This is a genomic window from Patescibacteria group bacterium, from assembly GCA_038065255.1.
In the GTDB taxonomy this organism is placed as follows: Bacteria; Patescibacteriota; Patescibacteriia; order JACQRZ01; family JACQRZ01; genus JBBTRI01.
Window position 1 is genome coordinate 39,435 of record JBBTRI010000010.1, and the last position, 15,208, is coordinate 54,642.

The 15,208-nt window shown below is 41.8% G+C and carries 13 protein-coding genes and 1 other RNA gene; 2 read left to right on the forward strand and 12 right to left on the reverse strand.

Features of this window, described 5'->3' with window-relative positions:
* The first annotated feature begins 13 nt into the window (after positions 1-13).
* Positions 14-1,225 (forward strand): peptidoglycan DD-metalloendopeptidase family protein, encoded by a 1,212-nt coding sequence (locus tag AAB400_02845; GenBank protein MEK7648830.1) that lies wholly within the window; start codon positions 14-16, stop codon positions 1,223-1,225.
* Here AAB400_02845 and AAB400_02850 read toward each other — a convergent pair whose 3' ends face one another.
* Positions 1,226-1,705: a thermonuclease family protein gene (locus tag AAB400_02850; GenBank protein MEK7648831.1), complete on the reverse strand. Its 480-nt coding sequence runs from the start codon at positions 1,703-1,705 to the stop codon at positions 1,226-1,228.
* A gap of 60 nt (positions 1,706-1,765) precedes the next feature.
* On the opposite strand from AAB400_02850, the gene AAB400_02855 reads away from it, so the two are divergent.
* The gene (locus tag AAB400_02855; GenBank protein MEK7648832.1) at positions 1,766-2,671 is read left to right on the forward strand and encodes a hypothetical protein; all 906 of its coding nucleotides are present in this window, start codon (positions 1,766-1,768) and stop codon (positions 2,669-2,671) included.
* 140 nt (positions 2,672-2,811) lie between these two features.
* On the opposite strand, the gene AAB400_02860 is transcribed toward AAB400_02855, so the two are convergent.
* The 11 genes from AAB400_02860 to gpmI form a co-directional block, all read right to left on the reverse strand.
* Positions 2,812-3,903, reverse strand: a complete 1,092-nt coding sequence (locus tag AAB400_02860) for a glycosyltransferase (protein MEK7648833.1) — start codon at positions 3,901-3,903, stop codon at positions 2,812-2,814.
* On the reverse strand, positions 3,900-5,309 hold the full coding sequence (locus AAB400_02865) for a sugar transferase (protein MEK7648834.1): 1,410 nt from the start codon (positions 5,307-5,309) through the stop codon (positions 3,900-3,902). The genes AAB400_02860 and AAB400_02865 overlap by 4 nt, the downstream gene beginning before the upstream one ends.
* Before the next feature lie 41 nt (positions 5,310-5,350).
* Positions 5,351-5,951, reverse strand: an RNA gene (rnpB, locus tag AAB400_02870) — RNase P RNA component class A.
* Between the two features lie 66 nt (positions 5,952-6,017).
* Positions 6,018-6,431, reverse strand: a complete 414-nt coding sequence (locus AAB400_02875) for a ribonuclease HI family protein (protein ID MEK7648835.1) — start codon at positions 6,429-6,431, stop codon at positions 6,018-6,020.
* Positions 6,428-8,203, reverse strand: coding sequence for a single-stranded-DNA-specific exonuclease RecJ (gene recJ, locus AAB400_02880; GenBank protein MEK7648836.1), 1,776 nt, complete (start codon positions 8,201-8,203; stop codon positions 6,428-6,430). Before recJ ends, AAB400_02875 begins: the two co-directional genes overlap by 4 nt.
* Positions 8,204-8,205: 2 nt before the next feature.
* Positions 8,206-8,520, reverse strand: a complete 315-nt coding sequence (locus AAB400_02885) for a hypothetical protein (GenBank protein MEK7648837.1) — start codon at positions 8,518-8,520, stop codon at positions 8,206-8,208.
* 140 nt (positions 8,521-8,660) lie between these two features.
* Positions 8,661-10,448 carry a translation elongation factor 4 gene (gene lepA, locus AAB400_02890; protein ID MEK7648838.1) on the reverse strand — a complete coding sequence of 596 codons (1,788 nt, stop codon included), beginning with the start codon at positions 10,446-10,448 and terminating at the stop codon, positions 8,661-8,663.
* Positions 10,449-10,452: 4 nt separating this feature from the next.
* Positions 10,453-11,247, reverse strand: a complete 795-nt coding sequence (gene mreC / locus AAB400_02895; GenBank protein MEK7648839.1) for a rod shape-determining protein MreC — start codon at positions 11,245-11,247, stop codon at positions 10,453-10,455.
* On the reverse strand, positions 11,244-12,314 hold the full coding sequence (locus tag AAB400_02900) for a rod shape-determining protein (GenBank protein ID MEK7648840.1): 1,071 nt from the start codon (positions 12,312-12,314) through the stop codon (positions 11,244-11,246). Before AAB400_02900 ends, mreC begins: the two co-directional genes overlap by 4 nt.
* Before the next feature lie 8 nt (positions 12,315-12,322).
* On the reverse strand, positions 12,323-13,591 hold the full coding sequence (locus AAB400_02905; GenBank protein ID MEK7648841.1) for an aminoacyl--tRNA ligase-related protein: 1,269 nt from the start codon (positions 13,589-13,591) through the stop codon (positions 12,323-12,325).
* Positions 13,592-13,618: 27 nt separating this feature from the next.
* Complete coding sequence (gpmI, locus tag AAB400_02910; protein ID MEK7648842.1) at positions 13,619-15,205, reverse strand: 2,3-bisphosphoglycerate-independent phosphoglycerate mutase; 1,587 nt, start codon at positions 15,203-15,205, stop codon at positions 13,619-13,621.
* Positions 15,206-15,208 lie beyond the last annotated feature (3 nt).

Below are 15,208 nucleotides of genomic sequence, written 5' to 3' on the forward strand. Positions count from 1 at the left end.
TCCATACTATCCCATGCGAACATCGCTTACCGTACTAGGCCTTGTCATTATTGTAAGTTGTTGCACTTTTTTTGTAAGTAGCGGGTATTCCCATGCTCTCAATACTGACGTCACAGTATTGGATTTGAATCAGCGAATACAGGACAAAAAGGCACAGGTACAAAGCATCAAAAATCAGATTACTATTTATCAGCAATCGATTAAACAGCGTGAGCGAGAAGCTGCAACATTGGAAAATGAAACAGCACTTCTTGAAGACCAAATAGCAAAGCTTTCACTTGATATACAGGCGAGCGAAGAAGAACAGCTCCAGCTTAATCTCGAAATACAGCAGGCTTCACTTGAGATATCTCTGAAGGAATCTGAAATCGCCAAACTCAAGGAGAAAATTGCAGTATTTGTACGCCAACTCTACATTGATAGTGAACGTGATTATCTCGAAATTCTTATTGTCAATAATAGTTTCTCAGAATTCTTTGATAATGTTTACTATTTGGAACAAACCCAAGCTGATTTAAAAAATTCTCTACAGAGAATAACGACACTTCGAGACGAACTCAGTGTGCAGCGTTCACAACTTGAACAAACGCATAGCAGACAGCAGCTACTTGGTGAAGAGCTTCAGAATCAAAAAGGAGAGATCGATGAGCGAAGGGAAGCAAAGCAGCAACTTATTGTACAGTCACTTCTTTCAAAAGAAAAATTCCAGCAATTACTCAACGAGGCTCGACTTGAACAACAAGAAATCAGCAATGCCATTACTGATTTACAGGAATCAGTGCGACTAAAACTTGAGATTATGGGAAGTGGTGTTGTTAATTTTTCTTGGCCGGTTAATCCCTCTCGAGGCATTTCTGCATATTTTCATGACAAGTCCTATCCCTTTCGTTCAATTTTTGAACATAGTGCAGTGGATATACGAGCCTACCAAGGTACGTATGTGATGGCTGCAGAGGATGGATATGTAGGGCGAGCCAAAGATGGCGGTAAAAAGGGTTATAGTTATGTCATGATCCTCCATGATAAGGGTTTTGCAACAGTGTATGGTCATCTTAGCCATAGTATGGTGAAAGATGATATGTATGTTAAAAAAGGGCAGGTGATTGGACTCTCAGGTGGAACTCCAGGCACCAATGGAGCTGGACCGTTTACCACAGGACCTCATCTCCATTTTGAAGTTCGTGTAAATGGCATACCGGATGATCCATTAAAATACTTACCCTGATTATTTACACCATTTCCAAAGGCCTTTTTTAGTACGTTGAGCTTCTTGCTGCAGAGTAAGAAGCTTTTGTGTATTTGAAGCAGGGGATCGGGTGTACACTTTAGCAAAACCGTTTCTTACCAGATGCTCACTTAGCGACATACTGCCATGATTAACATGCCTAAGATGCCTGCCATAGGCATCTCTATTTTTTGCTAAAGAATCCTTTTCAATATCAAGCTGTTTATTACCTTTAACTATTTTTCTTACTTCAGCCAGAGATTCACGAGCATAGCATTGTGCGACACCTGTTTTTGATGTATATAGTTCAGGAGTGTCAATACCAAGAATTCGTATGTGTTCAATTTTTTTTCCGGTTTTTATGATAAGCGTATCACCATCAATGACATGAAGGACTTCAGTTTTCATGGCAAGTGCATTAAAGGGAGTATAGAAGACTAGGAGTAAAGATACTACAGTTATAATTGTTTTTTGGGACATAGTGTGAATGCTATTGCATAAGGTTAAGTATATGCTAACCTTGAGGCAACGTACATTACAATGAGAAAGGGTAAACGACACTCAATTGAACAGCGTAAAGCTGAGCTTATTAGAATTGCAACGGAATCAACAGCATACTCACACACATCCCATAGAATCGACTATAATGGCATGCTCATGTTCTCTCAAGCAGAGGTGAGGCTCGCCATGATACTTGACGCAATGGATGCGCAGTATGACACTCAAGTTCCTTTTGAGAATTGCAGGGATGATGACGGTACCTTCACGTATGTTCCTGATTTTGTTACTCGTAAACCAATAAAGGTTGTGGGCTGCAGCCATGAGATTACGATTCTTGAAACGCATGGGGGAGAATACCTCACCCATAAAGATATTAGACAGATGCAGGCAGTCCGAAATCTTACCGGCAAGCGCGGGCATATTTTTATGAGGGATCATCTGAATATGTTGGAAGCAGAGGGACATCAATGGTACTCGGAAGATTTTGAAGATTTCATAGCACCTGCACGAGATGAAAATGTGGATCATGCAATGGTGGAGTTACTTGCAGAGGTATTTAGACGTGAGGGCAAAACATTTCATCTTAATCCATTCTTTAGGAGATGTGTTGAACCTACTACAGGAAAAACATTTACAGCGAATGGTCAATTCTTTTTCCCTCAGCCTCAGAAGCTACTGGGTATTGAGGAGCCTGTTCAATTCTTACGCATAGTGAAGAAGCTGACCAAATCCACTATTATTGCGCTTGAATCGCTTAGAGCGAGGAATATCAATGCTTATGCGCTTCTGAAGCCTCAGAGTCTCATGTACTATCGCGAAGGTACTCAGAAGAAGCGCCCGCAAGAACCTGATGGATGGACTCATTTTTACACTCCAAACGGTGAACATAGTAACCTTAAAGGTAAGCAGGTGTACGTCAACAAACCAAATGGCGTAAAACATTAAATACAATTTTCACTACAGGTCGACATGCGTTCGGCCTTTTTTATTTAAAAGGGGATGAGGTATTTCTCAGTATAACTCATTCGATAATGTGTCGCACAATATACCTTTAACGACCCATAGGGTATAGGTACTCGTGTTTTCTAGAGTTTGCGATACTTACTGTCTACGTAGGTTCGTAATGATTGCTTAAACACCGATGTATCAAACTGCATTGCATGCTTATGAATTTCATCTGACCGATAGTATTCTGGCTTAAAATGTAAAATAACATCAATAAGTGCCGCGTAATCCTGATCGGTAAAAAAATGCCCGGTAACACCCGGTAGTACTGTTTCTAGCGCGCCTCCAGCAGCATATGCAATAACCGGTCTACCAGCAGCCATTGCTTCCACTGGCGTTATGCCAAAATCTTCCTCTTGCGGGTGAATAAAGGCAGTACACTCCATATACTGTTGCTGTAATTGTGAATCTGAAAGTGCTCCTAAAAAAGTAATATTCTTCTTTGCATTTGAACGAAGTTGATCCAGTGATGGTCCACTACCAAATATATGCAGGGGTATGCCAAGTCTATTAAATGCATCAATTATGATATCATACCGCTTATAGGAAACGAGACGACCACCGGCAAGATAATAGCCGCCATCCCCTCTTCCAATGTTGTAGGAAGAGACATCTATAGGTGGATAGATGATGGCGCTTGATCGATTATAGTATTTTTTAATACGCTCGCTAACATTAAGGGAATTTGCAATAAAATAATCCACACGATCTGCAGCTAAACGATCCCATATCCTCATTCGGGACAGCATCGGAGGAACTAAAGCTTTTACAAATCGCGGATGCTTCATATCTTGTACATAGCTAAGCGTATCTGTCCACAGGTAGCGTGTAGGAGTATGGCAGTAGCAAATATGAACAGATCCGGGCTTGGTAAGAACACCTTTTGAAAATGCCGAGCTGCTCGATATGATTACGTCGTAATCAGAAAGATTATACATTTCAGTAGCGAGGGGCATGAGTGGTAGTAACCACTGATATGAATGCTTTGCAAATGGAATATGCTGTAAAAATGAAGGACGCACGCGATCATGTGCAAACGTTCTATTCAATTTTTTAGCATCATACAGCAACGTAAAAATTGGCGCATCCGGATAGACCTCGCTAATAGCCTTGAGTACGCGCTCAGCGCCCCCCTCCTGCATCAGATGATCGTGAATAAGAGCAACATTCATACGCGTGATTTACGAGAAAGTACTGCCCATGGCGTTTTAAAGAGAATGGCACAGTCGAGGTATAGTGACCAATTTTCGATGTAGAAAGTATCAAGTTTAACCTCCTCACTAAAATCTAAGTCGCTTCTGCCACTGATCTGAGCAAGGCCGGTAATACCTGGCTTTACGCTAAATAATCTATGGTGACTAATATCATAGCCGGCAACCTCCTTTGGACGATGAGGGCGAGGACCTACTAAACTCATGTTTCCAAGAAATACATTAAAAAACTGCGGTAGTTCATCAAGGCTTGTCCTCTCGAGAATGCGTCCTACGGGCGTCCGTCGAGGATCATTGAGTACTTTTGGTACAGGACCCTGCCGTTCATTTTTTTCTGAAATAAGCTTTTCTTCAAGCTTTTCTGCTGAGCCTGTATTATCATATCCCGGGCCTGTACAGAACTGGATATACATTGTTCTGAATTTATACGTATGAAACAGTCCACGCTGTCCTACCCGCACATCCTTATATATAATCGGCCCCTTACTTGAATATCTAATCCATGCGGAAATAAGCACCATTAATGGCAAGAAGAGAAGAATACAGATACATGATCCAATTACATCAAGCATGCGCTTAACGATTCTCCACCATCCTTGAAGTCGCGTTCTGCGTACTTCCACAAATGGCAGTCCTGCAATCATTGTGGATTGGAGTCTACCGACACTGATCATATCCGAAGAATATTCAAAATCAATGTGAAGATAGGTTGCTAGTTCCGCCAACAACTCAAGCTGCTGATGTGCTTGACTACTGACAACAATTAATTCATCGAGTTTGCCTTGTGATTTCAGACGCATGCATAGCTCTTTGAAATCATCAGTCAACCTTTCCGATGTGGCAACGATGCGATAACCAAGAGAGAGATGAGTTTCAATAAATGATTGCAATTGCGCAATGCGCTCTTGCTGTCCCACTAGTGCAACCGAATGGAGGCCAATTCCTCTATAAAAACATGCTATGCGCATAACTCGTAGCACTCCCCTACCACTTAGTACAAGCACTATCATTAAAAGCCATACTGCGAGAACAATAAATCGAGAGCTAAAAAATTCCTGTCTGAAAAAAATAGTTACAATAAGAAGCATGACCGATGCAGACGACGCTACAAAAATTCTCTGAAATTCATTATGTATTTTCCAGCGCCGAATAGCATAGAGACCTGCACAAGCAAATACAGCAGTGCTATACAATGCAAAAATTCCAATAAAAAAGAGGTATTGCGAAAAGGGTATTTGAAAGAGAACAGGCCAAAGATCAGTGAGTGTTTGAAAACGTAAAAAATATGCAGCACAACCTGCCGCAACAATCATACTTGCATCAAGAGGTACAGTAATTGCAGAAAAAACAAGTTCAGCTTTCTTCATACATAATTATGTGGCGATTCTGCTCTGTCGATACAATGATAGCACGCAACAATCCTATAAGCCGAATTCTGTCCTCCGATTTTGACATCGGAGTGATGGTCATCTCTCTAGCCATATCATTGCTGATATAGTCATGCAGGTGTCTTTACCCTTGCATCTGGTAGGTGTTTGCCAAGCTTTCCGCATCACTGCGAAAACTGGTGCGCTCTTACCTCGCAATGCAGTGTTACTCTAAAGAACGTCTTTTTCGGGAGAGACGATGCTACATTGCGCGTCAATCGTTAAACCGATATCCACACCTTTTCACCCTTACCCCAATAGATCTCGGGGCGGTAGATTACTTGGGCATTTCTGCTCAAGCCCTCGCCTAAAGCGAAGCTTTTCTGTTGCTCCGGTCAAAATACATTGACCGAAATCTGATATCCCGTGGAACACACCGGATATAGACACTATCCCGTAAGGTTCTTCCCCAGGAGTCTTTAAATAGGCAGAACATGGCTCTCCCCACTTTCCGCCACGTATACTTCGGAGAATAACTCAGGTCGGCGTTACCGACTACCGTTGTTCTTGCCTGGCAATGCCAAACAAGAGATGTTCGGACTTTCCTCTCCGATAAATCGGAGCGACCATCCGGATTGCTGCGTGTTATCAATGATCGAGATTGAGTACTAAAAACTATACCTTTATTGAAGGTAAATGTCAAGATACTTAGCTGTGAGTGCCATATTCATCAAGTGCCTTATTTACAAGAGAATCAGCCTTTTTGTTCATTGCACGGGGAATGTGATTAAATGTAATAGACGTAAATTTGAGTGTAAGGTTCCAAATTTTTAAATAGAGCGGGGAGAGATTTTTATCGCGTACGCGATACTCCCCCCTCATCTGTTTTACAACAAGTTCGCTATCAAGATAACACTCTACATGCGTTGCCATAAGCACCTGTGCTTTTTCCAGTGCTGCTAGCAATGCTCTGTATTCAGCCTGATTATTTGTTGTCGAGCCTATGTAGTTGCTGATATAATATTCCTCTTTTATATCGGGGTCAAAAAGGACGCACCCAATTGCAGCAGGCCCGGGATTGCCACGCGCACCACCGTCTGTATGTATAATTAATTTTTTCATACAGAGGCTGTAAGCACTGATCGTCTCATACCTATAATAGAAATTTGTATGCTCTTTGAGCCATTCCACTCATTTTCATCCAATTCACAGGCAATATCAACGTAGTCACCGACATCAAGATCCTTCACGGTATCGCTTAAGGAAAAACCAATACATTGCTTGCGAATGGAATCTTGTTGAATGGTGAAACGCACATGTTTTCCCGTCTTACCAACACACTGTTTGTTTTCAATTTTCACACCTTTTAATACAATTTTTGGTTTACTATTCTCCTGTCCGTAGGGTTCAAATTTTTTGAGTTGACTAAGCATATCCCATGAAATATCCGAAAGCCTCGCCTCAGCATCTAAGTGAAGCGGGATAGAAGAATCATGCTCACCCTGTATCCGCTTATTACCGATAGACTCAAGCGATTGGCGCACATCCTCTACGGAAGATTCCTTTTTTAACGCAAATCCACCAGCTGCCTGATGACCTCCATATCTGTCAAAATAATGGCTTATCTCTGAAAAGGCATGAGCAATATGAAAACCGCCAATACTTCGAGCAGCACCCGAAACACTTCCGTTACCGCTTGTCATTAATACAACTGGTTTTCTATAGTAATCACACAATCTACCGGCAACAAGTCCAAGAATGCCGAGTGGCCATTCGTCACCATTTCCCACAAGAATCTTTTTTTCTTCTGCGTGGTATATATCAAGCTGTTCTCGAACATCAGAAACAAGTTGCTCAGTTTTCTTTTGACGTTCGGTATTTTTCTTTTCTAAAATTTCAGCAAGTTGCTCGGCGCGTTCAACTGAAGACGTAGTAAGTAAATCAAATGCCAATTGAGCGTGTTCCATTCTACTTGCTGCGTTAATCCTTGGTGCAAGAAAGAAACTAACAGCCCTACTGGTAAGCTTCATATTGCGGTCTCTCATTCGCTTAAGTAATGCTTGTAGGCCGGGGCGCTGCGTTTTGTGAAGTACGCGAAGACCATAACGTACAAACATTCTATTCTCGCCTTGAAGAGGAACGCAATCCCCAATTGTTGAAAGGCATACTAAGTCTAATAGCCATTTTTCATATGCCGACCAATCAACGGAAGTCCCCTTTTCGCTTTTTGCCATTGATCTTCGAAGCTCAATATCACTGTTTGACGAACGAATAAGCGCTTGGGCTAATTTATATGCCGTACCTCCACCTGCTAAATTTTTACATGGATATGCTTGTGCCCGCACTAATGGATGGATGATAGCGCACGCTGCTGGCATATCATCTGTTGAGGATGGCACCGTATGGTGATCTGTAATAATAACATCCGCTCCATACTGTTTAGCAAAAGCAATTTCTGCTGCATTTGAGATTCCGCAATCAGTTGTGATAAAAAGTGTCGTGCCATCGTTGATGCATTTTTGTATGGCACTTTTCTGAAGTCCATAGCCATCGTGCTCACGATGATTCATATATGCACCGACATTACCGCCTAACTGTCTAATCGTCAGATAGAGCAGTGCACCCGAAGACAGTCCATCTACATCATAATCGCAATAAATCGTCATCTGCTCACCCCGTGCAAGGGCAGATGCTATACGATCCACTGCTATCGTCATATCTTCAAATAAAAACGGATCGTTACAATCACGATAATAATCAGGATTCAAAAAAATCTCTGCATCTTCTTTTGTGTGTATACCGCGTTGAGCCAGAATCGATGCAATAGTCGGATGATATGCTTCAATGAGTTCTGTACTAGGTATGGCTGAAGGGAAAATCCATGTATAACCCATACCTATACCGGGTACTTCTTTTTCCTTGATCCAAATAGAAGATACATGGCAGTTCCTCCGGTTAAGGCAAGAAGACCCACAGAACCTATGGTAATTTTTTGATAGGCGGTAAGAGAATCAAGGAGTGATGGCTTCCTAACCCGAGTATTATAGGGGGTTGCCTCAACACGTGCGCTTACCGTTGCCGCCTGTTGCTGTGCCCGCATTTCTCGTGAAACAAACAGTAATGATGTTACAAGCATTATAAACACAGCCGCAATCATAAGTTTTTGTTCATAATGCATACCCGAAGCACTAGGCGCTATTGATTTCTTCATATATTAATAGTATGACATGTTAAATTGCAGTACGAGTGAAAGGACCATACTTAAAACAATAATTGTTGAAAAAATAATCCATAGAACTCGTTGTTTCTTTTTTGATAGCATATATATAGATAAGTATATCAAAAGGTGGGTTATTTACGCAATACACTCAGATATGCTTCCGGCGGTAACTCAACATGACCACCCTGCTTCATTCTCTTTTTTCCCTTTTTTTGTTTTTCTAGCAATTTTTGCTTTCGCGTTACATCTCCCCCATAAAGTTTTGCAGTCACATCCTTTCTATAGGGCGCTATTCTTTCGGACGCAATTACTTTGCTGCCGATTGCAGCTTGAATTTTTACTTCAAATTGCTGGCGTTCAATGACTTTTTTAAGAGACTCAACAATTTTCCTTCCAACATGATATGCCTGATTTCTATAGACTAACGAAGTTAATTCCTCTACAATTTCATCGCTCACACGAATATCAAGCTTTACAACATCTGCTTCGCGATATCCGCAGAGTTCATAATTCATAGATGCGTAGCCTGATGAAATACTTTTGATACTGTCATAAAAATCCACAAGTATTGCTGAAAGTGGCAGTTCAAAATGCAGAATGACCCTCCTATCTCCTGATTTCATTTCAGTTAGCAGGTATTCAGTATTTTTATACACCCCTTGCTTTTCCATAACGAGAGATATCAGTGGCCCTATAGTAGACTCTTGCGATAAAATATCCACAAGCGTCCAGGGTTCTTCAATTCGTTCAATAGCACTCTCATCTTCAAGTTCAAGAGGACTGTGTATGATGATTTCTTGATTGTTTTTTGAAAAAACCCGATACGCAACCGATGGAACGGTGATGATGATATCAAGCTGGTATTCTCTTCGCAATCTCTCTTGGACTATCTCCAAATGCAGCATGCCAAGAAATCCACATCGAAATCCAAAACCAAGCGCAGGTGAATGTTCCGGCTCAAAGGTAAATGCAGCATCGTTGAGCCTTAGTTTCTCAACCGCATCGCGTAAACGTTTAAATTCATCACCAATTTTACAAAAGATACCGGCAAACACCATTGGCTTTACTTCCTTATAACCAGGCAGAGGGAGTGATGCAGTATTATTACTCTGAACAATAGTATCGCCCACTCGGCATTGCCGCACATCTTTCAATCCCGTTACAATATACCCAATTTCACCGACAAGAAGTGAATCCGAAGAAACATACTGTGGCCTAAAATACCCGCATTCAAGGACCTTTCCACTACTACCACTAGCCATAAACCGTATATTTTGTTCACGAGGAATCACTCCATCAACAACACGAACATACGCCACGACCCCCCGAAACTCATCATAAACGGAATCAAAGATAAGTGCACGAGTAGGAGATGTGTCGCTTTGAGTAGGAGGAGGAATCCTATTAATGATCGCATTGATTAGCTCAGGCACTCCTTCACCGGTCTTTGCAGAAACGCTAAGGATGTCATCCCGTGAGCATCCGATGAGACTCTGTACTTCTGCAGCTGCATCTTCAATTCTAGCGCTTGCTAAATCAATTTTATTCAACACAGGGATGATGGTAAGATTTTGTTCAAGTGCCAAATATACATTTGCAATCGTCTGTGCTTGTACGCCCTGGGTTGCGTCAACAAGAAGGATTGCTCCCTCCACAGCTGTAAGTGAACGTGAAACTTCATAGCTAAAGTCTACATGACCCGGAGTATCAATGAGATTGAGTATAGTGTTGTTATATTCCATGCGCACTGGCTGAAGCTTAATGGTAATCCCTCGCTCTCGTTCAAGATCCATTTGATCAAGAAGTTGATCTTTCATTTCACGCTTCGATACTGTTGCAGTGTGTTCTATAAGACGGTCTGCCAATGTTGATTTGCCATGATCGATGTGAGCAATAATGCAAAAATTGCGGATATTCATATAGTTAACGTGGTGCAATAACACCTACAGTGCGCACTGTATCAAGGGGTTGAGCAGGGATAATTGTTGTCTGCTGAAAAAGATCATTCGGTGTACTTGTAATATCATTCACTGTACCAATAAAAAGCCCTGGAGGTATGGTGCTATTTAAGGCAGATGTCATGACACTATCTCCCTGCATAAGTTGCTTTTTTTGTTCAACACGATCAAGTACAATGCCGGTTTGAAAACTTCCATGTACAATGCCAGAAAGCTCAACGCCATCCTTTATTATTGAAACAATGATATTACTCTTATCGTTGTTTGGCAATCTCACATAGCTCGACAGATTTCGTGTCTTTACAATTTGTCCAACATACATTCCATTCCCTGTTGTCACCGCAGACTGTTCTTTGATCCCATCATCACTCCCCTTGTCAATAATCATGAGATTTGTTCCAGTCTCCGAACTCATACCAATGACATGAGCATAGATAATAGTGTGAGTATCTCTTTTTTTAAAATCAAGTTGCTTGCGCAATGCAATATTTTCAATTTCAAAATGCCTATACTGTTCATTCTCAATACGCAACTGAGTTATAGTTTGCTCCATGGTCTTAATAGTAGACGGTAAGACTGTAGATACTCGTATTGAATCAGTAATTGAGCGAAACACACCTGATAATCCTGAAAGTGGTTTTTCGAGAATCGGTTGTACCGGCCTTATGATTGCATCTAGAATACCTAGACTATTAAAAACAATAAGAATAAGGCTTATGCTAGTAATGATACCGGTCCATTGTAATAAGCGTTGCCTCATCTTCGTTTTGCCGACCACCCTTGAGTAGTCGTAGGTACCATAACAGTTCGCAAGAAATCAAGGTCTGCCAAAAGTACTGCCGTACCGCGCACAACACAGGTAAGCGGATCATCAGCAATAATGACCGGTATGCCCGTTGCTTCAGCAATCAAACGATCTAAGTTTCGCAACAGGGCTCCGCCGCCGGTAAGGAGCAATCCATTTTCATATATATCTGAGACTAGCTCTGGTGGCGTATTTTCGATAGTAGCTTTTATAGTATTAATTACGAGCTGGACGGAGCGCGACATAGCATCTCTGACTTGAGTATCATCCATAATTATTTCTTTTGGCAATCCAGTTGCAAGGTCCCGTCCCCTCACCTTCATAGCTAATGTATCGTCAAGATGCATGGCTGAACCAATCTTAATTTTGACATATTCAGCTGTTCGCTCGCCAAGAAGAATGCTAAAAAAATCACGAGCGTATTTGATAATATCATCATTCAGCTCATTACCTGCGGTTTTAAGTGAACGTGAAGAAACGATTCCACCTAATGAAATTACTGCAATATCCGTAGTACCGCCGCCTATATCAACAGCTATATGTCCGCTTGATTCTTGAACAGGAATTCGAGCGCCAATTGCTGCTGCCATAGGCTGCTCAATAAGATACACTTCGCGTGCTCCGGCTGAGAGAGCCGCATCTTCAACGGCCTTACGCTCCACTTCGGTAATATCAAGCGGAATGCCTATAACAACGCGTGGCCGAGGAGAAAAGCCAAATGCTTCTTTATGTACTTTCTTAATAAAATATTTCAGCATTTTTTCTGTTACTTCAAAATCAGAAATCACCCCATCCACAAGTGGTTTTGTTGCAACAATATGCGCGGGCGTACGGCCAACCATTTTATATGCCTCATGCCCCACTGCAAGTATTTGATCAGTCCTCATATTCACGGCCACAACCGACGGTTCATTAATGACAATTCCTCTTTCTCGCACATATACAAGAGTATTTGCCGTACCGAGATCGATACCAAGATCTACAGAGAATCTGCCAAATATTTTATTAACGATACTTGTCATATCTTATGCTATAGTTGCGATCTGACATGCTGTTCTTTTGCTGAATCCATAATACGTTCAGCTGGCAACACGACCGCGTCTGCACTTGACCTTTTTTTCAATTCATACCCACCGGCAGCAATCGTCTTTTCGCTTATCACAACGCGCAAAGGTATTCCAATAAGGTCTGCATCAGCAAATTTTTGTCCTGCACTCACTCCCCTACGGTCATCGAGAAGTACCTCAATTCCTAATTCTTGCAATGCTCCCAATAGTTTTTGAGAGCGGTCCATTATAAGCTTCTGCGTGTCTTCATCAGATGAAAAAAGCGGCACAATGTGGACCAAAAAAGGTGCAATACTTGCAGGCCAGATGATTCCTTTTTGATCATGTGAATATTCAACAACAGTACCAAGTACGCGTGATGTGCCAATCCCGTAGCAACCCATGAGTACGGTGGGGTGCTGCCCGCTATCATCAGTAAATGTGAGGTCAAACGGCTGTGAATATTTTGTATTTAATTTGAAGATATTACCCACCTCGCTTGCCTTGAGCTGTTCACCGATGCCCTCACATTTGGGACATGCACCCTTTTCTGATATTTCTGAATTTACTGCGTAATCACATTTCTTGCAGTAGTAAATAGTATCCTCCCCTGTTTCAATCGGCACTTGAAATTCATGCGAATATTTTGAAAAGGTACCGCCCGATGCTTCAGTGTAATGGGCAGGTAACCCAATGCGCTGAAATATCCTTCTATACGCTTCACTCACAATTGTATAGTATCGGTCAAGGTCTTTCTCATCAGTATGAAAAGAGTACATGTCCTTCATGCGAAACTCTCTCCCACGAAGAACGCCTGATTTTGCACGAGGCTCATCACGAAACTTTGTCTGAATTTGATACACTGCAAAGGGCAAATCCTTGTATGATTGGATAAATGATTTCATCACAGGAACAATCACCTCTTCATGGGTTGCGCCAAGCGCATATTCACTGTCATACCGTGATTGGATTTTGAACAGTGCATCAAAATTATCCCAACGTCCTGTCTGCATCCATAATTCTTTGGGATGAAGTGCCGGCAAGAATAATTCTTGACCGCCTATACGGTTCATTTCTTCTCTGACTATCCGCTCAATATGAGCCAATACACGATAGCCAAGAGGCAAAAATGCATATACCCCTGCCATTAGTTTACTTACAAACCCACCACGCTCTAAAAGCTGGGCATTTACTGCAAGTTCATCTTTTGGGTTTTCTCGCAGTGTCTTGGTTGACAGTTCAGATTGAAGCATAGAGATCTGCGCAAAGCTTAAATAAAATTAATTAGAGAGAAGAGAATTGCCTGTCATCTCTGATGGTTTTTCCATGCCCATGAGACTGAGTACTGTGGGAGCAACATCGGATAGTAGACCGCTCGGTTCTAACGCACTTAAATCCTTGCCGATTGCACGGTCAGTGAATCCGCTTGTTTTTCCCTCAAGTTCCTTTGTAATAATAATACATGGCACCGGATTATTTGTATGCTCTTTATCGATTCTGCCTGTTGCAAGATCAAGCATTGTTTCTGCATTTCCATGATCAGCCGTAATAAGTACACTTCCATTTCGGGCAAGTACTTCAGGAATAATCTGAGATAGACAATCATCAATCGTCTCCACTGCTTTGATAGTTGCTTTTAAATTCCCTGTATGCCCTACCATATCAGAATTAGCAAAATTTAAGGCAATAAAATCATATTCATTACTCTCAATTGCCTTTACTGCTTCTTTTGCTATCTCGCGCGCGCTCATCTCGGGTTTTTTATCATAGGAATCAACCGGAGGCGAGGGTAGCATGATACGTTTTTCATTGAGAAACGGTTCTTCGCGACCATCATTCAGAAAGTAGGTGATGTGGGCATATTTTTCTGTTTCTGCTATATGGATTTGTTTTAGTCCATGCGTACTTATCCATTCTGCAATACAATTTTTTACTACTTGAGGACCAAAGGCTACAGAAACCGGGAGATCTTTTTCATACTCCGTCATGGTCACAAAAAAAAGATTATCAATTCTTTTTCGTTCGAATTTATCAAATGTATCATCCATAAAAGCGTGGGTCATCTGACGTGCACGATCAGCCCGAATATTGGTGAAGATAACCGCATCGCCGGCAACGATAGGAGCTAGCGGCTTTCCATCTTTGGTAATAACTGCCGGAACAAACTCCTCATCGTACACAGATGCAGCGTAGGATTTTTCTACCGCATCCACTGCACTCTCATACTGATGATCCGAAATACCTTCTGCAATCGCTCGATATGCCTTTTCTTCTCGATCCCAGTGATGATCCCTATCCAACGCATAAAATCTGCCAGATAGCGATGCAATCTGCGCACCAACAGCATCACACTTTTCGGCTACCGCATTTACAAATTGAATGCCTTGAGCGTAGGGTGTATCTCTGCCGTCAAGAATGATATGTAGTGCAATTTTTTGAACATTCTGTTGTTTACACAATTCAAGAAGTGCAAACAAATGTTCAATATGACTATGAACGCCACCGGAACTTACAAGTCCAAGCAGATGAAGTGTACCTCCGGATTTTTTGCAATGTTCTAGCGCTTGAAGGAATACTGAATTACTAAAAAACGAACCCTGAGAAATTGCGTTATTAATGCGGGAAAGCTCTTGAAAAATAATCCGTCCCGCGCCAATACTCATATGTCCCACTTCGGAATTTCCAACCTCACTCCATGGCAGCCCTGTTGCCTCGCCGGAGGCCTGTAGTGTTAACGTTGGGTAATTCTGAATAGCGCTCTCGTATGCGGGAGTTTTTGCTTGGGCAATCGCATTTGCCTGGGACGGCACCGCAACTCCCCAACCATCAAGAACAATTAAAACTGTCGGCTTATGCTGTTGAGCCATACA